Source organism: Subtercola sp. RTI3, assembly GCF_035018625.1.
GTDB lineage: Bacteria > Actinomycetota > Actinomycetes > Actinomycetales > Microbacteriaceae > Subtercola > Subtercola vilae.
Genome location: NZ_JASJXO010000026.1, coordinates 1 through 19,686, shown reverse-complemented (window position 1 = coordinate 19,686; position 19,686 = coordinate 1). Strand labels below are relative to the sequence as shown.

The window sequence follows — 19,686 nt, the reverse complement described above, 5'->3', positions numbered from 1 at the left end:
CTCCCGTTTACTCTCGGAGATCACCCGGGGGTGACATGATGATGGGATGGACGGCGACAACATCACCCTCGACGCGGGCGTGGGCTCCGACTATCTCGACGACGATTTCGAGATGGTAGAAGACCCCAACGACCCGGCGTTGCCCGAAGGCCGCTACCTCGACCGCGAGCTGAGCTGGCTGGCCTTCAACCGCCGCGTGCTCGAGCTCGCCGAAGACGCCTCGCTGCCGGTCATCGAGCGGGCGAACTTCCTGGCCATCTTCGCCAGCAACCTCGACGAGTTCTTCATGGTGCGGGTCGCCGGTCTGAAGCGCCGTATCGTGACCGGGCTGGCCGTGCCCACCAACGTGGGGCGCGGGCCGCAGGAGGTGCTCGACGACATCTCGCTCGCCGTGCACGAACTGCAGGCCAGACACGCGGCGGCGTACCAGAACCTGGTGAAGCCGGCGCTCGATGGCGCGGGCATCCACATCGTCGAATGGCAGTCGCTCGAACAGAACGAGAAAGACCGCCTCACCGAGGTGTTCAGCGAAGAGATCTTCCCGGTCTTGATGCCTCTGGCCGTCGACCCCGCGCATCCATTCCCTTATATCTCCGGGCTGTCGCTGAATCTCTCGGTACGCGTGCGCAACCCGAAATCAGACCGCCAGGAATTCGCCCGCCTCAAGGTGCCGCAGGTGCTGCCCCGCTTCGTGCGGGTCGACCCGCGTGAACGCACCAGAGACGTGCGCTTCATCAGTCTCGAAGACCTGATGGCCAATCACCTCGGCCACCTGTTTCCCGGCATGGAGGTGCTCGAGCACCACGTGTTCAGGGTCACCCGCAACGAAGACGTCGAAATCGAAGAAGACGACACCGAGAACCTGATTCAGGCGCTCGAGAAAGAGCTTCTGAAGCGCCGCTTCGGCCCGCCCATCCGGCTCGAGATCACCGAAGACATGGATGACGTGACCCTCGGCCTCATCGTTCGGGAGCTCGACGTCACCGAGCAGGAGGTCTACCGTCTGCCCGGCCCGCTCGACCTCGGCGGCCTGTTCGAGCTCGGCAAGATCGACCGGCCAGACCTGAAGTACCCCAAGCACGTGCCCACCACGAACGTGCACCTGCTGCCGCCCGAGCCGAACGCGCGCCCCGACATCTTCAAGGCCATCGCGCGACAAGACATCCTGGTGCACCACCCCTACGAGTCGTTCGCCACCAGCGTGCAGGCGTTTCTCGAGCAGGCCGCGGCCGACCCCGACGTGCTGGCCATCAAGCAGACGCTCTACCGCACCAGCGGTGACAGCCCCATCGTCGAGGCCCTGATCGACGCGGCCGAGGCGGGCAAGCAAGTGCTCGCTCTCGTCGAGATCAAAGCGCGCTTCGACGAGCAGGCGAACATCTCGTGGGCACGCAAGCTCGAGAAGGCCGGCGTGCACGTGGTGTACGGCCTCGTGGGCCTGAAGACGCACTGCAAGCTGGCCCTCGTGGTGCGCCGCGAAAAAGGCCACCTCAGGCATTACAGCCACATCGGCACCGGCAACTACAACCCGAAGACCTCGCGAGTCTACGAAGACTTCGGGTTGTTCACTGCAGACGACCAGGTGGGCAAAGACCTCACCAGGCTGTTCAACGAGCTCTCGGGGTACGCCATCGAGAAGAAGTTCAAGCGACTGCTGGTGGCGCCGCTGCATCTTCGAAAAGGGCTGCTCAAACGCATAGCGCAGGAGGCCACGAACGCGTCAGTCGGCTTGCCCTCTGGCATCAGCATCAAGCTGAACTCCATCGTCGACGAGGCCATCATCGACGGTCTCTACCGCGCGAGCCAGGCCGGCGTGCCCATCGATGTGTGGGTGCGCGGCATCTGCGCCATCAAACCGGGTGTGCCCGGGCTCAGCGAAACTATTCGGGTGCGTTCGATTCTCGGTCGCTACCTCGAACACTCGCGTATCTTCTCGTTCGTGAACAACGGCGACCCGCAGGTGTTCATCGGCAGCTCAGACATGATGCACCGCAACCTCGACCGCCGGGTCGAGGCGCTGGTTCGCCTCACAGCTCCCGATCACCTCAAAGAGATCGCGTCGATGTTCGAGTTGGCCATGTCTGACACCGTCACCGCCTGGTGGCTCGACGGCGAAGGCGAGTGGGCCAGGCACACCACCAACGATGCCGGCGAAACGCTCATCGATCTGCAAGACCGCCTCATGTATCTCACCTCGCGCCGCAAACGAACGGGCATTGCACGGTGACCGTCTACGCCGCCGGCGCGGTGTGCTGGCGCCTCGACGGCGACAAGGTGCGCGTTCTCGTCATTCACCGGGAGCAACGGGCCGACATCTCTCTGCCCAAGGGCAAGGTCGAGCCGGGCGAGACGCTGCCGGAGACGGCCGTGCGCGAGACGCTCGAAGAGACCGGCCTCGCAATCGACCTCGGGGTACCTCTTGGGTTGACGAGCTACACCATGCCCAACAATCGCGACAAGGTCGTGTACTACTGGGCCGCCGAGGTCACCACCGCAGCGCTGTCGTCGTCGACCTTCGAACCGGGTGAAGAGGTGGCAGGGTGCGAATGGATGTCGCTACGCCGAGCCAAGAAGTCACTCACGTACGAACGCGACGTCGAAGTGCTCGAACGCTTCCAGCTGCTCGTCGACCAGGGCGTCTCCCGCACCTTCGCCCTGATCGCGCTGCGGCACGCCAAAACCATCCCCGGCACTGAATTCGACGGCCCGGATGCCCTGCGAACGCTCACCCACCGCGGGCGCAACGACGCGAACGTGATCGTGCCCTCGCTCCGCGCATTCGGCGCCGAGGTCATCGTGTCGAGCACCGCCCGCCGCTGCCTCGAGACCGTGGCACCGTTCGCCGAAGCCACATCCATTCGCGTACGGGCAACCGATCGCATCAGCCAAGACGCCTTCGAAGACGGCACGAGCGACGTGCGGCACGTGGTGGCGAAGCGGGTGCGCAAGCTGCGGTCGAGCATCCTGTGCTCACACGGGCCTGTGCTGCCCGAGATCGTTCGGGAGATCGGTCTCGCCGCGGGCGGTTCTCGGCAGCCCTCGCTCAGCCGCGCTGGAGATCTGCCGGTGGCGGGCTTCTCGGTGCTGCACCTCTCGCACGATCGGCCCGGCTCCGGCATCATTGCGATCGAGACGCACGTTCCGCAATCCGTCTGACATCGGGTTCGGCTGAAACCCCGATTCGTCGACCGTCGTTAACCTTCTGTTCACCTCTCAGGGGGAGCGTGGTCAGGCGCCGTGCATATCTTCAGTGAGGGCCTGCACCGGCCTCGAATTGAAGGGAACACAGTGAAGTTCAAAAATGTGGCTGCGACCGGAGCCGTTTTCGTAACGGTAGCCATCGCGCTCTCCGCCTGCAGCAGTAGCAGCACCAGCGGCTCGAGCACCTCAGCTTCAACCGGCGCCGCGAGCGCAGCCGTCACCTCGGCTCCGCTCGACGCATCACTCACCGGTACCATCACTGCGGGCGGATCCAGCGCCCAGGCCAACGCCGAGAACGCCTGGATCACGGCGTACAAGGCTCAGGTCGCGGGCGTCACCGTGAACTACGACAAGTCGCAGGGCTCGGGCGGTGGCGTCACCAACTGGCTCGCCGGCAGCTACGACTTCGCTGGCTCCGACGCGCCTCTCAAGGCCGACCAGCAGACCAGCTCGCAGGCCATCTGCGGCACCGGCGGCGCGCTCAACCTGCCCGTCTACCTCGACGGCGTCGCACTCATCTACAACCTCCCGGGCGTCACCACGCTGAACCTGTCGACCGACACGATCGCCAAGATCTTCTCGCTCGCCATCACCACGTGGAACGACCCGGCCATCGTCGCCGACAACCCCGGCGTGACGCTGCCTGCAACGGCCATCACCACGGTCGCTCGTTCAGACGGTTCTGGCACCACGCAGAACTTCACGAACTTCCTCAGCGCTGCGTCGCCGACCATCTGGACCAACCCGGCCAGCAACGCGTGGCCCATCAAGGGCAACGTCTCGTCGCAGAAGGGTGGCTCTGGCGTCGTTCAGGCCGTCACCGCGGGCTCCGGCACCATCGGTTACGCCGACCACAGCGCGATCGGCACCGCCACTGCGGCAACTGTCAACAAGGTCGCCTTCTCGCAGGAGGGCGCAACCGCAGCGTTCGCCGCAGCCGCCACCACGGTACCCACCGCTACCGGCGATCTGTCGCAGAAGTTCGACTACTCGAAGCTGACCGGCACCACGGTGTACCCGATCCCGCTGATCTCGTACCAGATCGTCTGCACCACGTTCAAGACCGCCGCCCAGGCCACGCTCACCAAGTCGTTCATCGGCTTCGTAGCCTCGTCGGTCGGCCAGCAGGTCGCCGCGAAGAACGCCGGCTCGGCTCCCATCCCGGATGAGATGCTGACCAAGGTTCAGACGGCCCTCGCCTCCGTCAAGTAGTAGTTTGAAACATCCGGTTTCTGTTTGATCTGCCTGCTGAACTCTCGAGAAAGAACGCTGTGAGCGACAAAACAACAGTTCGATCTGCAACCCCGAGTTCGGCGGGCGGGTCAGGCCAGACGCCGGGCACGACCGGCGCCGGGAAGGGATCGCGCGAAGACGCGACCCTCCCCCGGCGATCGACCCGGGCTCGCCCAGGCGATTTCATCTTCAAATCGTTGAGCACGGGCTCTGCGATGCTCATCATGATCATCCTCGCGGGCGTTGCGCTCTTTCTGATCATCTCGGCCATTCCCGCCATCACGGCCGACTGGTCGACCGAGAGTCAGCTCAACACCGGCCCCACCGCGGGCTTTCCCAACTTCTGGGCCTATGTCGGCCCGCTCATCTGGGGCACACTCTGGTCGGCTGCCATCGCGCTGCTGTTCGGTGCACCGATCGGCATCGGCATCGCCCTGTTCATCTCGCACTACGCGCCGCGTCGCCTCGCCAGCATTCTGGGCTACCTCGTAGACCTGCTGGCCGCCGTACCCTCGATCGTGTTCGGTCTCTGGGGCATCATCGTCATCCGCCCGTTCCTGCTCCCACTGTCAGACTGGCTGGCCGCGAACCTGGGCTGGATCCCGCTGTTCGGCGGCCCCGTGTCAACCACAGGCTCCACGATTCTCGCTGGCGCCCTCGTGCTGGCCGTGATGATTCTGCCCATCATCACCTCGATCTCCCGCGAGATCTTCCTGCAGACCCCGCGCCTGCACGAAGAGGCGGCCCTCGCCCTCGGCGCGACGCGCTGGGAAATGATTCGCATGGCTGTGTTCCCGTACGCCAAGTCGGGAATCGTGAGCGCCACACTGCTCGGCCTCGGCCGGGCGCTGGGTGAGACGATGGCCATTGCGCTCATCATCTCGCCGGCCATCCTCGTGTCGGTGAACCTCATCACCGAGGGTAAGAACTCGCAGACCATCGCGGCGAACATCGCCCTCAACTTTCCTATCGCCACCACGCTGCAGCGCGACGCGCTCATCGGTACGGGCCTGATGCTGTTCGTCATCTCGCTCGCCGTGAACTCGATCGCCCGTGTCATTGTCGGCGGCCGCAAAGGCAAGCGCACGAAGTCGAAGGTCTCGCCCAAGAGCCCCGGGCCACTCAGCCGCGTTCCCGCCGGTGACTTCGCTTCGGCCACCGCACTCGACGTGGTATCGGGTCGCAGCAGCGCCGGCATTGCCGACGACGAAGGCCCCACCCCTGAAGAAGACATCGAAGGAGCGAGATATTGACCGCCCTCAGCCCGCGCGTGAAGCCCACCGGGCCGGTCGGCAACTCGCTGACCACCGGCCAGCTGCCGCGCTTCGCCGAACTGTACGTGATCATCGGTGCCGCAGTTGTCAGCGCGCTGCTGCTTCTGCTCATCGGCTTCAACGTGGTGGGCTGGCTCGTGCTCACCGCCGTGGTCTACCTCATCGCCCTCGGGCTTCTCTCGGTCGTCGTAGAGAACCGTCGAAAGGCCACTGACCGTATCGTTCGCGGCCTGGTCACCGTTGCCTTTCTGCTGGCGCTCATCCCCCTCATCTCAACGCTCGCCACGGTTGTCGCCAAGGGTGCCAGCGAACTGAGCTGGAGTTTCATCACCCAGACCGGTGCCTCGACCTTCGACCCCAACACCCTCGAGGTGACGCAGACGCCCGGCGCGCTGCAGGCCATCGTCGGCACGCTGATCATCACCGGCATTGCGGCTCTCATCTCGATACCCATCGGGCTGTTCACCTCGATCTACCTGGTGGAATACGCGCTGCCGAAACAGTGGCTCGCCCGAACGGTGACGTTTCTGGTCGATGTGATGACAGGCATCCCGTCGATCGTCGCCGGCCTGTTCGCGTTCTCGCTGTTCTCGATCATCGTGGGCCCGAAAGCCTTCAGCGGGTTCTCTGCTTCGGTGGCCCTGTCTGTTCTGATGATTCCCACCGTCGTACGTGCCTGCGAGGAGATGCTGCGCCTCGTGCCCGGCGACTTGCGGGAGGCGTCGTACGCCCTCGGTGTGTCGAAGTTCGCAACAATCGTGAAGATCGTGCTGCCCACCGCCATCGCCGGCCTCATCACGGGCATCATGCTCGCGGTGGCCCGCGTCATCGGTGAGACCGCGCCCATCTTCCTGGCCGCGAGCTTCACCGACAACTTCAACGCCAATCCGTTCGACGGCCCCATGCAGACACTGCCCGTGCTGGCCTATACCGGCTTTGCCTTCCCCGGCAAAGACATCGCCGCATCGAACAGCTCGGCGTGGGGTGCCGCGCTGCTGCTCGTCATTCTCGTGGTGATTCTGAACCTGATCGCCCGTCTGATTGCGCGCATCTTCGCCCCCAAGGGCTCGCGCTAACGCCCCTCCCCCACTCGTCCGCCGTTCTTCTGCTCTCACCCGAACACTTGTTAGGAACCCCGTGTCAAAGCGAATCGAAGTCAACGACCTCAACGTCTACTACACCGACTTTCTTGCCGTCGAAGGCGTCACGATCACCATCGAACCGCGCACGGTCACGGCGTTCATCGGGCCGTCGGGCTGCGGCAAGTCGACCTTCCTTCGCACGCTGAACCGCATGCACGAGGTGATTCCTGGCGCACACGTCAAAGGCGAGGTGCTCATCGACGGCAACAACCTCTACGACTCCGGGGTCGACCCCGTGATGGTTCGTCGCCAGGTGGGTATGGTCTTCCAGCGCGCAAACCCGTTTCCGACCATGTCGATTCGCGACAACGTTCTGGCCGGCCTGAAGCTCAACAACAAGCGTCTCAGCAAGGGCGACGGTGACGAGCTCGTTGAGAAGGGCCTGCGCGGCGCCAACCTCTGGAACGAGGTCAAAGACCGGCTGAGCCTGCCCGGCGGCGGCCTCTCCGGCGGCCAGCAGCAGCGTCTGTGCATCGCACGCGCCATCACCGTCGAGCCCGACGTGCTGCTGATGGATGAGCCGTGCTCGGCGCTCGACCCCATCTCGACGCTCGCCATCGAAGACCTCATCACCGAGCTCAAAGAGCAGTACACGATCGTCATTGTGACGCACAACATGCAGCAGGCCAGTCGCGTCTCAGACAAGACGGCGTTCTTCAACATCGCGGGCACGGGCAAGCCCGGCAAGCTCATCGAGTACAACGACACCACCACCATCTTCGGCAGCCCCTCGATGAAAGAGACCGAAGACTACGTGTCGGGTCGCTTCGGGTAGCTGCTCGCCGTACTCGCTCTGCACCACGAGAAATGCCCCGCCGGATGACCGGCGGGGCATTTCTCTGCTGTGGCTGTGTTTCAGGTGCTGCTGTGTTTCAGGTTGCTGTATTGCAGGTGGATCAGATGACGCTCGGAACCGCCAGGATGGGATTCGTCGTGGGCTTCTGCGAGCCACCGGCCGGCTCGACGGTGACACCCACGGTGTCGCCCGCGGTCATGGTGCCCGTCAGAACGTGCCAGGTGGTGGTGTCGCCACCCGGCGTGAAGGTACCAGCCGGGCTCACGTTCGACCCGTTGATGTACCAGGCCTCGTACGTCTTGTTCGACGGCAGCGACGGCAGCCCGGTTGCGACGACCGCCGACTTGCCGAGCTTGCTCGACCAGAGAACGGTGGCCTCACCACCGCCATTCACGGTGCTGTGCGTGCTCTCGACATCAGAGGCCGCGTAGATCTCGGCCAGCGAGCTGGCTGCTGCCTGCTGCGACGTCGACGAGGTGTTCTGCATGAACGCAGACCCGACCACGCCACCACCGACGAACAGGGCGACAGCGGCTGCGGCTGCCACGAGGGCTCCGACCGGGCGGCTGAACCACCGCGAGTGGGCCTTTGCTGTAGCGGCGGTGAGGGGTTCGGGCTGGGCAGCGTCGGGCGACGCCGGGGCGGATTCGGGCTGGGCAGCTCGAAGGCCTTCGGCCAGGGGCACGGCGGCCGCGTTCGACACTGAATGCAGGCTCGCGGTGAGCGGGGCATCCTGAGCCGTCTCTGCCAGCTTCGCCATGATCGACGACTTCAAGCCTGCGCTCGGTTCGACCGGCGTAGCCGCCAGTGCCAGAAGCACGGCCGTCTCGAGCAGATCGTCGCTCTCGGTTGCGAGGTCGGGCGACTCACGCATCGCCTGTTCGAACGCACGAGCCTCGTCGGGGGTCAGCGCATTCAGGGCGTAGGCACCAGACGAGAGGTAGTCAACATCTTTCGTCATGAGGTAACCCCCATTTCATCTCTCAGGCGAATCATTCCATCGCGTAATCGTGTTTTCACCGTGCCAATGGGCACGTGAAGCATTTCTGCCACCTCGCTGTGGCTGTACCCGCCGTAGTACGCGAGCGAGACGGCCTGGCGTTGAAGCTCGGTCAGTTGGCCCATCGCCTTCTTCACCCTCTCGTGTTCGATGCGAATCTCGACGCTCTCGGCGACGTGGTCATACTCTTGCGGCAGGTCGCGGATGCCGATCTTGATGTCGCGGTCGTGGCCCGACTGCGAGGCACGCACCCGGTCGACGGCTCGGCGGTGAGACATCGTGAGGATCCACGACATCGCGGCGCCTTTGTTGGTGTCGAACTTCGCTGCGGTCTTCCAAATCTCGAGGAAGACCTCTTGCGCCACCTCTTCAGATTGCGCGTGGTCGACGAGCAGGCGTTTGATCAGACCGAGCACTCGAGGGGCGACCCTGTCGTACAACTCGGAGAATGCCCGCTGATCTGAGGTGGCGATGCGCTGCAGCAGAGAGTCAAGACTCGACTCCTGCAGAGGGTCATCACGTTCGCTTTGATGGGTCACAAGCTTAAGCATCGCAGGTCTTGCCCTCCCTCGGTTGGTCATCAGTGTCTTGGGTGACAACGGATATTCGGCGCACCGGCTCAAACGGATTGCCCGAGGCGCCGTGAACGGCGTTTTCGGCTATCGCCGGCGGGTCGTAGCGGCGACAATCATGCCGCTGACCACGACAAAAGCCTGGGCGCCGGCCGAGATGGCTTTCTCCGTCGTCCACGAGCCCATGGGCACTCCTGGGAGGCCGAGCGGCAGGTGGATGGGCATCCACACCGAGACGACGAGGGTCGCCAGGCCAGTCAGGGCGACCAGCACGGCGAAGAGCGAACTCCAGACACGCGGGCGGATGAGCACCAGAACCGCGGCGAGCGCATTGACGCCGGCCTCGACGTAGTAGAGGGTGCCGAGGTTTATGCCACTGCTGGGCAGCGCAGAACCCGGAAACGTCTCGACGGAGGGGGCGAGCGTGAAATGGATGTACGCGTTCAGGCCGAGGGCCACCACGGTCCAGAGCACGGCTGCAAACCGGAACGGTCTCATGCGGCCACACGCCCATGCGGTGCGTACGCGACGGGCTCCGTGTACGCAGCTCGTGCCATAAGAGATGTCGGGCCGTGGAAACGCCTCTCGGCGCGAGGCCGCTCGGAGCGGCTAAATTTGGAGCCCGGGGTTACCACGGCCCGACCATCACAGTTTATCAAACGATCGGCCCGGTCGTTCAATCGAGGCTCTGACGTCGCCAGAGGGTTGCGCACGCCGTCAGTTCGGCTGCAATGGAGTGGAACCGCAGCGCACGGGTGGTCAGTTCGCTCGCTCTCGCCGGCGAAACCACCTCGGCGTCATCGGCCAGGCTCGCGCATCCCGCCGACATCAGGCGACAGAACGCGGCCGCCCGATCGAGCGCAACGGCGAAGTCACCCTCGAACAGCCCGCGCAGAATCTGGTCGGCCAGCTCGGTGATCTCTTCGGGCCCGGTGGGCGTCGACGCGCCCGCAACCACCGGGTCGATGGTCGACGACATGTCGGCCCCCCGCTGAAAGACGAAACTCGACTGCTCAGGGTCTTGCCGCGTCAGCGCGCGCAGCAGGTAGATGCGCCAGAGGGCACCCGGCAGACTGCGAGCGGATGCCCGTGACCAGAGCTCGGCGATGGCATCGATACCGTTGACGTCGGTGTACGCGATGAGCCGGTCGATGACCTCGGGATCTCGGTCTTCGCGTACCCGGCTCAGCAGCGCTGCAGCGGTGTCGTGCGCCAACCGGCTGATGTGCGCCGGGTCTTCGCCGCCCTTGAACGCCTCGAACGTCGAGCTGGCGAACAGTGTCGGCTTGTGAAAATCGTCGCTCACCCGGGCTGCTCCTGTTCTCGTGGTTTTTCCTCCACAAAGGTACGACATAAAAAGGTGCGTCAGCCGTGAGCCGCAATTTCGGCCTCGGCGAATAAACCGGTAGGTTAGTTCACAAGGGCCTCTAGCTCAGTTGGTAGAGCATCGGACTTTTAATCCGTGGGTCGTCGGTTCGAGCCCGACGGGGCCCACCCCAAATGGCTGGTCAGTGGCAGTTTTTTGTGAAGTTGATTCAAACTCGATGTTATTCGACCACAGTCTGTATACAACTGAAAGATACGAACCAGAGCGTTCTGCTTTCGGGTCACGTTGAGCCAGCCGCCGACAGCGGCAGCAAAGCTCGGGGGCGCCGCTGGCCCACGCCTTCAGGCTTCTCGCTCTGGGTCGAAACGCTATGCGCGCCATAGAGAACAGTTGACCCGGTTACGCCGAGTTGGATCCTAGGGTTACTTGACGAAATATTCATTATCGGCGCAAAACGAGCGGGAGTTGCATTAGATGCAAGAACTCTCGGATGCCGGCCAGAACACGGGAATCCCAAACCAAATGACCTTTTCTGGAGTTCGTCCGAAGGCCCGGACTGATGGTTGTCGCGGTAATTCCGTGCAGACGCAGGGTTCTTGCATCTAGTGCAGATTTCCACGGTGGGTCGACGGGATGCGTTGTTGATGTCTTGAACGGTGTCAGCACCACTGATGGTGCGCCGGAGTCGCAAAACGGGACTCAACCCGGATGGACAACGGGATTTGTCCTCGGGGACAGGGCCAGGTGCGGGCATGCTGGTAAGCAGAGCTATCCACTGGGATGGCTCGCCGTGGACGACTTCCCAGACGAGCCCACGCCACCCATTGCCTTATGTTTGTGAGCAGCGCGACAGGCGAGTGGATCTTGCCTCGCTCTTCGTAAGACATCGACGCGAATGTCGATCGCCGACAATCACGCCGGTACGTGGATGACGGCGCCCTCTCGCCCATGAACTGTTGCCGGCGGTCAGACGCTGGCTAGTAGATCTGAGATCCGACCGGGTGGTTCCGGTCGGCTTACCGGCGGTCGTTGGTAAACGTAGCCAGCAGCTCACCGATCTGGTGGTCGCGATCAAGGGGATGCCGTAAGGGCATGTCGGGCTTGAGTCGGTAGACATTGCGCCGGCCGTCACGTTCGCGCTCCAGATAGCCGGCTTCTTCGAGTTCGGCAATGATGCGCTGGGCTGCACGTTCGGTCACGCCCACGAGGGTGGCAACGTCCCGCAACCGCACGTTCGGGTTCTCGGCGACGCACAACAGAACGTGAGCATGATTCGTGAGAAAGGTCCAGTGCGCCATTTTCTAATTGTGCACCCATGATCCCGGATGCCCCTGATCTTTTACGCGACTTCCATCATGTGCTATACATTTCATGTAATATATTTCTTGGTATGGAGGACGTATGATGGGTGAAGTCGTGCTGGCATTGATGATCATCGTGGCGTGTTCGACCACCGCAATCGCTGTAGCCCTGTGCTGGCGTCGGTCCTCGTCTCACATCGCGGCCCGCATCGCCGCCGGGATGACGGGTGCGAACTTCGCGATCGCCGTCGCCTCCGCCGTGCTGACACTGGCCACTGGCTCGGTGACCCTTGAGCTTGGTCGGTCAAGCGTGCAGCTCGACCCGCTCTCAGTGCTGCTTTCAGCGCTCGTCCTCGGCCTGAGCGCCCTGATCCAGTCGTTCGCGGTGCGCTACCTCCGAGGTGATCGACGCCAGGGCTGGTTCGTTGTGGTGGCGACTGCCCTGACGGCGGCGACTGTGCTGCTCGTGTGTGCGGCATCCGTTCTCGTTTTCGCCCTCGCATGGGTGTCCGCCGGGGCGGCCCTCATCGCAGCGCTGGCGACCTACCCCGATCTTCCTCAGGCGCGCGAGGGGATCCGGCGCACGGCCGTTCGATTCGCTCTCGCGGATGCGGGCCTGCTCGTGGGTGTCGGGGTCCTCATCGTCGCGGGCGGCGGCGATCGGCCACTGCGGGAGCTCGGGCCGATCGCAGCCTCCCTAGGGGAGCCGCTGAGTCTGGCCGTGGCGGCCCTGCTCGTGATCGCGTCGCTTGCCCGCTCCAGCCAGCTCCCCTTCCACGGCTGGCTGCCCTTTACTCTCGCCGCGCCGACCCCAGTGTCCGCGCTCATGCACGCAGGCGTCGTGAACGCCGGGGCCATCCTGCTTATGCGCTTCTCCCCCGTGATCTCGGTGCACGCATGGCTCATGACCACGATTGTGCTCCTCGGCGGTGCGACCCTGGTATGGGCATCCGCGGTCCGACTCGTGCGACCCGATGTGAAGGGCCGGCTTGTCTACTCGACGATGGCGCAGATGGGTTTCATGATCATGGCCTGCGGACTTGGTGCCTACGCCGCCGCGATCTTCCACCTCATCGCGCACTCACTGTTCAAGTCGTCCCTGTTCCTCGGTGCGGGCATGGGCGTGAGCCGGTTCGTTACCGAGCGTGACCGGCCGGCAGCGGAACCGTTAACGGGTGTGCGGCGGTTGCTCGTCCCGCTCATCGCGATCGTGGTTCCGGTCTCCGGCCTCATCGTCGCCGAGCTGCTACTCACCGGCCCGATCGCGCCAGCGAACCTAGCCCTGCTGGCGTTCGTCGCAGCCACCGGAGTCATTACCCTGGCCTCGACTCTGCTCGGCCGGTTCACCGTCAGCACGCTACTGATCAGCGTCACCGGGATACTCGTGCTGATCCTCGCCTACATCGCGTTCCTCAGCGCTTTCTCCGCGGCGCTCGACCCCGTTCCCGCATCAGCACCGGCACCGGCCTGGCTCGTCGCGATGCCATTCGCTGCGCTCCTCACCCTCGATCTGCTCACCCGCACCCGGACAACATCGCGGTTGCGCGATCGGGTCTACGCCCTGGCACTCACCGCCACGACAGTCACGCCATCCCTCGCGAAAGGTCTCCCTCGATGAGTCTCATTCTCCGCGCCCACGTCGCCGCTGCCGCCCATGACATCGTTCCATCGTGGCCGCTCGACTCGTTCATCGCCGTAAACCCCCTCGCAGGGGCCGAGAACCGTCCGTTCGGGTCAGGTGTCGATCCCGATGTGGCGATCACCCGATCGACCGCCGACTACGTCACCGATTTTCATCGCGGCCGAATCCCCGTCGAAGCGCTTGAGCGGGCCCTTGTCGCCAGGGTTCCCGCGCTCGCGCAGACGGTATCGGTTAGTGGGACGGCGCTGCCGGCATCCACCATCGCAGCCCTCGACATGATCAAGTGGCCCGATAGCGCGGCCAAGACCACACCCGCCGATGACACCGCACTCGACCGCTCCCTGTCCACGTGGATCGCCGCCTACCTGAACCCCGACGCACTCTGGGCCATGCCCCATCGCGAGAAAGGCTTCTACGCCGCATGGCGTCGGCTCGCCACGGTCGACCTCGCCCTGCCCCGGCCGTCGCGTCGCCGGATCGCGGCTGCGCCCGAGGATGCAGATGCCGCGCTCCAGCAAGCGGTCTCAGGTGTCGCACCGAGCGAGCTGAACGACTACCTCCGCGCCCAGCTAGCCCCACTGCCGGGGTGGGTTGCCCACATCAAATGGCGGGCCGAGAAGGTGGGCGACATCGATCTCACGAACTACCTCGCCGTGCGACTCACTCTCACAGCTACGCTCGAGGGAATTCTGGTGACCCCGGTGTCTGCAGCACCGGCACCCGTTGACACGACGTGGGAGCGGGCGGGCCGCATCGCGGTCTCCGTTACCCGGGGAGCCGCGGGGCCGAAGGTTGTCGCGGCCGTCGCACGGGTGCTCGCCGAGCATCCGCCGGCTGAGCACCTACTCACCTGGCAGGCCGCGTATGAGGACGTCTATCGCACCGAACTGGTGGGGAAGCTGCGCTCCATCGATGAGCCGACCGAGCGCCCCGACGTGCAAGTAGTACTGTGCATCGACCCGCGATCAGAAGGCTTGAGACGGCACCTGGAACGCTATCGAGGAGTTGAGACACTGGGATTCGCTGGGTTCTTCGGCATACCGATCCGGTTCTCACGCTACGCCGCGCAAGGCGCAATCAACGCCATGCCAGCACTGCTCACGCCCCGGCACCGCGTCACCGAGCATCCCCTCGACACCCACGCCGCCGAGCGCACCGTCGCCTCCGCGCGCCAGCGCGGAGCGTTCGACCACGCGCTGCACACCGCGGACGCCGCTACCCTCAGCCCGTTCGCGTTCGCCGAGACAGCAGGCTGGTTCTCCGGCGTGTTGACCGCACTGCGCACGCTCGCACCCTCCACACACGCCCGCCTCGAGCGCGCCCTCTCATCGCGACCCGGCGACCTGCCCGCCCGGCTGACAACAGACGAGAGCTTCACGCTCGACGAACGTGTGTCCATGGCCGCGACAGCGATGCGAGTCATGGGACTGACCCGGCCAGCCCCACTCGTCGTGCTCACCGGCCACGGCTCGCACTCCACCAACAACCTGTACCAGTCAGCATTGGACTGCGGCGCCTGCGGAGGCAACCCGGGTGAAGTCAACGCTCGTGCAGCGGCGGAACTGTTCAACGACCCAGAAGTGCGGGGGGCTCTAGCCGGGAATGGCCTTCGGATCCCCGACGACACCGTGTTTGTCGCAGCAGAGCACGATACGGTGCGCGACACAGTCACTGTTCTCGATCGCCACAGCATCCCCCAATCGCACCTCAAGCAGGTTAATGAATTCGAGGAGTTGCAGGCCGAGGCCGGCACCCGCCTCGTCACCGAACGTGCCCGCACCCTACCGGGGGCACGTTCGCGACGTGCGGTGGTACAGATGCGGCAGCGGGCTGACGACTGGGCCGAGGTGTACCCGGAGCTCGGCCTCGCGGGAAACGCCGCAATGATCATTGGTCCGCGGGAGCTGACCCGCGGCGTCGATCTCGGCCGTCGCGTGTTCCTGCATTCCTATCGACCCGAACTCGACCCCGACGGCTCGGCACTGGAGACGATCATGACCGCGCCACTCATCGTCGCCCAATGGATCAACCACCAGTACTACTTCTCAACACTCAACCCAGGCACCCTAGGGGCCGGGACAAAGACGATCCACAACGCGGTCGGCACCCTCGGGGTACTGGCCGGACACCGCGGCGACCTCCGACGCGGACTCCCGTGGCAGTCGGTCGGTTTCGGCAATGAACTGCTCCACGAACCGATGCGTCTCACCGTGGTGATCGAAGCCGCCCTCGATCGGATCGGCCACATAATCTCCGCCAACCAGGTGTTGCGCAACCTCCTCGACAACGAATGGATCACCCTCACCGCTCGCGACAACATCCACCACCCATGGCACCGCTATACCAGTTACGGCTGGTCGCCCACGATCACCCCCACCGCCCGCCAGAACCAGGAGACCCCGGCATGAACAACCTCACCCGCATGACCCGACTCGAAATCATCGTGCCCGCCCGGGATGCCCCGGCGATACGCGAACTCATCAGCTCCGCCGGAGCCACCGGATACACCTCAGTCACCGGCGTGTCCGGAATCGGCCACCACGGACAACACTCTGGGTCGCTGCTCTTCAACGAGTACGACACGCTGACGATGCTCATCACCGTGATGCCCGACGGCAAAGCGGGTGACCTCATCGACGCCGTGCGCGAACTGCTCAACGCCTCGAGCGGGGTGATGTTCGTCGCCGAGACCTATGTGAGCAGACCCGAATACTTCCAATGACAAAAACACCCTCCCCTTATACCGGGAACACAATCGTGTTCGCAACGATGCACGGCAAAGAGAACCTCGCCGCTCCAGCGTTCGCCGAACGGGTCTGTAACGTTTTCGGTGTTTCCAGCATTTTTGGTTAGTAGTTTTCTGCTGCTGGCCAGCGGTCGGCGAAGGTGATCGCGAACGCGTTGAGTGCGGGTTTCCATCGCACTGTCCAGCGTGTCCTGCCAACCCCGGTCGGGTCAAGCAACCGGGTCACGAGATACAGGCATTTCAGCGCCGCGGCCTCGGTCGGGAAATGACCTCGAGCCCGGACGGCCCTGCGGTAGCGGGCGTTCAGCGATTCGATCGCGTTCGTTGAACAGATCACGGTTCTGACCTCGACGTCGTAATCGAGGAATGGTGCGAATTCTTCCCACGCGGACTCCCATAACCGGATAATCGCACCATATTTCTTGCCCCATTTCTCGGTCAGTTCCTCTAACGCGGCACGAGCTGCGGCTGGGCTCGAGGCGGTATAGATCGGGCGGACATCTTTCTTCAGCGCATCCCAGTCCTTCTTCGACGCGAGCTTGAACGTATTCCTGATCAGGTGAATGATGCAGGACTGAACCGTCGCCAATGGCCACACGTTGCCCACGACCTCTGGCAGGCCCTTCAGCCCGTCGCAGACGAGGAAGAACGTATCGGTGACGCCACGGTTCTTGATGTCGGTGAGGACACTCATCCAGAACTTCGCCCCCTCGCCACCGGTCCCAGCCCACAGGCCCAGGACGTCTTTCTCTCCCTCTAACGTCACCCCGATCGCCGCATAAATCGGACGGTTCGCGACCTGGCCGTCACGGATCTTCACGACGATCGCGTCGATGAAGATCGCCGCGTATACCGCGTCCAAGGGCCGGCTGGACCACGACGCCATCTCCTCGGACACCTTCTCAGTGATCCTGGAGATGGTTTCCTTGGACACCTGCGCCCCATAGATCTGGGCGAAGTGCGCACTGATCTCACCCGTCGTCAAACCGTGGGCATATAACGACAGGACCATCTCATCAACCCCGCCCAGGCGGCGTTGATGCTTCTTCACGATCTGTGGTTCGAACGTGCCGTCCCGGTCCCTGGGAACCTCGATCTGTACATGCCCGGTCGCTTCGGTCAACACCGTTTTCGGCCGGGACCCGTTGCGCACGTTCGAGGCATCCCTGTGAGGAGCGGCGCGGTGCTTCTCATGACCGAGGTGTTCGGTCATTTCCTCGTTCAACGCGGTCTCCAGGACCGTTTTCGTGAACTGTTTCAACAGCCCATCCGGGCCCGTCAGGGACAAGCCCTGCTCGGCCGCCATCCGGACCAGCTCCTTCGCAGCAGTCTCCTCCGCAGAGGGCTCCGGCTTATTTCTCTTCACAACATCAAGTGTCGTCATCACGGCACCCTTCCCGCTAGGCTCACACCCGGCGCGTTAGGCCAGAAACACCAAATTCAGCACAGTCCCGCCGGCAGGGCTTGGGGCGGTGCAGCTACGTGTCGGTGTTCGGTGTCTTGATCAGCCGGGCAGAGCCACCTTTCTGTTACCCGGATTTTGTTCATTGTTTGACCGAAACTAATCCAGGGAGTAGACCGGGGTCCAGCTGGTTGACGCAGAGGTTGATCGTCGTGGGGGTAATTGGGAACATTCGTGTAGCCGGTTTGCCGGTAGTCGTTCTTGCCGTATTCATGCTGGCTGCGTGCTCCGGCGGGGGTTCTACCGATGGGAAATCCACCGGTGGGCCGTCGGTCGAGGTGGCAGTGTCGGAGACGTGCGTCGCCGGTTCGAGCTCATAGTGCGTTCTGGTCAACGGCGAGAGCGTAAAGCTGCCTTCGGCCCTCGAAGAAGTGGCTGTTCAAGACGCAGCAGTCGTTGCTAGCAACGGACAAAGCACTGTGCATGTCACTTTCACAGATGACGGATCGACGGTGATGAAGTCTGTGACCCAGCAAGCCGTTCAGGCCGGAAAAACGGCGCGACTCATCATCAGGGCCAGCGGTGAAGTTATTGCTGCGCCTGTTGTCCTCGCCCCGATCGAAGGCCGAGAGACTAGGATCGCCGTCTCACCTGATACCGATGCACAGGCGATCGTCGACTTGATTCTCAAGCACTAACCCTGCGTGGTGGACCCTGTCAGCCAAGGTCAGGTCTCGGCACGCCAGAGACCCTAGGCGGGACGTCTACCGGGATAGCCGGAATCTCCCCGAGTACGCTGCGGGTGCATTCCGCGGAGTCGGCGCGGCAATCAGGAACCCATTCACCTCGCCACGCCTGTGCCTGCCTGGGTGCCTGGGTGTAGGCAAGCACAGGCTATCCTCCGTGGCGGTGACCCTAAACCCGGCATAACGTTGACACCGGAAACTCGGTGCGGCATTCGCGTTAAAAGAACACTACGCACCCGCCCAAATTCCTCTTCAGTACAAGGAGCACAGTGTTCGACACGTTTTTCGGTCTCCCACTTCACCCGTTCATCGTTCATGCAACCGAGGTCATCGTGCCTCTGGCTGCTGTGCTTGTCATCCTGACGGCCGCCTGGCCGCGGTCTCGCAGGTGGTCCGGCTACCTCACGCTCGCCACCTCTCTGGTGGCGCTCGTTCTGGTGCCGATTTCGAAGGAATCGGGTGAGAAGCTGGAAGCCCGTGTCGGGTCGAACGACCTCATCGAGGCGCACTCCGAACTCGCCGACGGGTTTCTGCCCTGGGTCATCGGCCTCGTCGTTGTCGCAGCTGCGCTCCTCTGGTTCAACCTGCGAGAACGACGCACCCGAGCCTCCGTGACCACCGATGCCGCGACGACACCAGAGGTCAAGCGCGCCCGGAAATGGATCCCCGTCACACTGCTGGTTCTCGCAGTTATCATCGCAGGGGGAACAACCGTTCAAGCAGTACTCATCGGCCACACCGGTTCGACAGCTGTTTGGTCCGAGGACATGGCCTCACAGTAATCAACACGGATCCATAATTTACGATCGCGAAGTGGCCAGACGAACCACACTCCGAATCTTCAGATATTGATCCCGACAACGTCGCTTTCCACCTAACTCGAGCACGCAAGGAGCATCAATGAGCACGGACGACCAGACCAACACATGCAGCTTCCACATGGCTGGCGCGCTGCCGGCCGGTGGTGACCACCTCGGCGGTGCCTTCGGTCAGTCGCCGAGCCTTGACAGTTGGTACCCGCAGCGGCTGCGGGTCGAACTCCTCCATCGGAACGGCGTCGACGCAGACCCGCTCGGCGCGGACTTTGACTATGCGGCTGCCTTCGCCACGATCGACCTCGAGGCGCTCAAGGCGGACATCAAGCGTCTGCTCACCACATCGGTCGACTGGTGGCCGGCGGACTACGGCAACTACGGCCCACAGATGATCCGAATGGCGTGGCATGCTGCCGGCACGTACCGCATTGCCGACGGCCGTGGCGGAGCGGGCACTGCGATGCAGCGGTTCGCACCGATCGGGAGCTG

The 19,686-nt window shown here is 63.6% G+C and carries 17 protein-coding genes, 1 tRNA gene and 1 pseudogene; 13 read left to right on the top strand and 6 right to left on the bottom strand.

Annotation, left to right across the window (positions count from 1 at the left end):
* Positions 1–46: 46 nt before the first annotated feature.
* The 6 genes from QN358_RS11065 (at position 47) to pstB (ending at position 7,625) form a co-directional block, all read left to right on the top strand.
* A complete protein-coding gene (locus tag QN358_RS11065) occupies positions 47–2,227 on the top strand; it encodes an RNA degradosome polyphosphate kinase (protein ID WP_323512390.1) in 2,181 nt (726 codons plus the stop codon).
* Complete coding sequence (locus tag QN358_RS11060; protein WP_323512389.1) at positions 2,224–3,156, top strand: NUDIX hydrolase; 933 nt, start codon at positions 2,224–2,226, stop codon at positions 3,154–3,156. Before QN358_RS11065 ends, QN358_RS11060 begins: the two co-directional genes overlap by 4 nt.
* A gap of 132 nt (positions 3,157–3,288) precedes the next feature.
* Positions 3,289–4,413 (top strand): phosphate ABC transporter substrate-binding protein PstS, encoded by a 1,125-nt coding sequence (locus QN358_RS11055; protein WP_323512388.1) that lies wholly within the window; start codon positions 3,289–3,291, stop codon positions 4,411–4,413.
* Between the two features lie 206 nt (positions 4,414–4,619).
* Complete coding sequence (gene pstC, locus QN358_RS11050; RefSeq protein WP_237280323.1) at positions 4,620–5,687, top strand: phosphate ABC transporter permease subunit PstC; 1,068 nt, start codon at positions 4,620–4,622, stop codon at positions 5,685–5,687.
* On the top strand, positions 5,684–6,784 hold the full coding sequence (gene pstA, locus QN358_RS11045; RefSeq protein WP_136641782.1) for a phosphate ABC transporter permease PstA: 1,101 nt from the start codon (positions 5,684–5,686) through the stop codon (positions 6,782–6,784). The genes pstC and pstA overlap by 4 nt, the downstream gene beginning before the upstream one ends.
* 61 nt (positions 6,785–6,845) lie before the next feature.
* Positions 6,846–7,625: a phosphate ABC transporter ATP-binding protein PstB gene (gene pstB, locus QN358_RS11040; protein WP_136641783.1), complete on the top strand. Its 780-nt coding sequence runs from the start codon at positions 6,846–6,848 to the stop codon at positions 7,623–7,625.
* Between the two features lie 121 nt (positions 7,626–7,746).
* Here the strand turns inward: pstB and QN358_RS11035 are convergent, their stop codons facing one another.
* The 4 genes from QN358_RS11035 to QN358_RS11020 form a co-directional block, all read right to left on the bottom strand.
* Positions 7,747–8,607: an anti-sigma factor domain-containing protein gene (locus QN358_RS11035; RefSeq protein WP_323512387.1), complete on the bottom strand. Its 861-nt coding sequence runs from the start codon at positions 8,605–8,607 to the stop codon at positions 7,747–7,749.
* Complete coding sequence (locus QN358_RS11030) at positions 8,604–9,197, bottom strand: sigma-70 family RNA polymerase sigma factor (protein WP_136641785.1); 594 nt, start codon at positions 9,195–9,197, stop codon at positions 8,604–8,606. The genes QN358_RS11035 and QN358_RS11030 overlap by 4 nt, the downstream gene beginning before the upstream one ends.
* 108 nt (positions 9,198–9,305) lie before the next feature.
* Positions 9,306–9,716: a hypothetical protein gene (locus QN358_RS11025; protein ID WP_136641786.1), complete on the bottom strand. Its 411-nt coding sequence runs from the start codon at positions 9,714–9,716 to the stop codon at positions 9,306–9,308.
* A 178-nt stretch (positions 9,717–9,894) separates the two neighbouring features.
* On the bottom strand, positions 9,895–10,524 hold the full coding sequence (locus QN358_RS11020; RefSeq protein WP_136641787.1) for a DNA-directed RNA polymerase subunit beta: 630 nt from the start codon (positions 10,522–10,524) through the stop codon (positions 9,895–9,897).
* Between the two features lie 115 nt (positions 10,525–10,639).
* Here QN358_RS11020 and QN358_RS11015 point away from each other — a divergent pair.
* Positions 10,640–10,712, top strand: a tRNA-Lys gene (locus tag QN358_RS11015).
* Between the two features lie 849 nt (positions 10,713–11,561).
* On the opposite strand, the gene QN358_RS11010 is transcribed toward QN358_RS11015, so the two are convergent.
* Positions 11,562–11,843 (bottom strand): winged helix-turn-helix domain-containing protein, encoded by a 282-nt coding sequence (locus QN358_RS11010; protein WP_323512386.1) that lies wholly within the window; start codon positions 11,841–11,843, stop codon positions 11,562–11,564.
* A 103-nt stretch (positions 11,844–11,946) separates the two neighbouring features.
* Between QN358_RS11010 and QN358_RS11005 the strand changes: the two genes are divergently transcribed.
* Genes QN358_RS11005 through QN358_RS10995 form a run of 3 tightly spaced genes read left to right on the top strand, consistent with a single transcriptional unit; the run spans position 11,947 to position 16,210 of the window.
* Complete coding sequence (locus QN358_RS11005) at positions 11,947–13,464, top strand: proton-conducting transporter membrane subunit (RefSeq protein WP_323512385.1); 1,518 nt, start codon at positions 11,947–11,949, stop codon at positions 13,462–13,464.
* Entirely contained in the window at positions 13,461–15,896 is a 2,436-nt protein-coding gene (locus QN358_RS11000) for a DUF2309 domain-containing protein (RefSeq protein WP_323512384.1), read from the top strand. The genes QN358_RS11005 and QN358_RS11000 overlap by 4 nt, the downstream gene beginning before the upstream one ends.
* On the top strand, positions 15,893–16,210 hold the full coding sequence (locus QN358_RS10995) for a P-II family nitrogen regulator (protein ID WP_323512383.1): 318 nt from the start codon (positions 15,893–15,895) through the stop codon (positions 16,208–16,210). The genes QN358_RS11000 and QN358_RS10995 overlap by 4 nt, the downstream gene beginning before the upstream one ends.
* A gap of 127 nt (positions 16,211–16,337) precedes the next feature.
* Here the strand turns inward: QN358_RS10995 and QN358_RS10990 are convergent, their stop codons facing one another.
* Complete coding sequence (locus QN358_RS10990) at positions 16,338–17,618, bottom strand: IS256 family transposase (RefSeq protein ID WP_323512382.1); 1,281 nt, start codon at positions 17,616–17,618, stop codon at positions 16,338–16,340.
* A 449-nt stretch (positions 17,619–18,067) separates the two neighbouring features.
* On the opposite strand from QN358_RS10990, the gene QN358_RS10985 reads away from it, so the two are divergent.
* From QN358_RS10985 to QN358_RS10975, 3 genes and pseudogenes are all read left to right on the top strand, one after another.
* Entirely contained in the window at positions 18,068–18,334 is a 267-nt protein-coding gene (locus tag QN358_RS10985) for a SecDF P1 head subdomain-containing protein (protein ID WP_323512381.1), read from the top strand.
* A gap of 317 nt (positions 18,335–18,651) precedes the next feature.
* Entirely contained in the window at positions 18,652–19,164 is a 513-nt protein-coding gene (locus QN358_RS10980) for a DUF2231 domain-containing protein (RefSeq protein WP_323512380.1), read from the top strand.
* Between the two features lie 118 nt (positions 19,165–19,282).
* A pseudogene (locus tag QN358_RS10975) lies at positions 19,283–19,686 on the top strand (catalase-peroxidase); the annotation flags it as partial.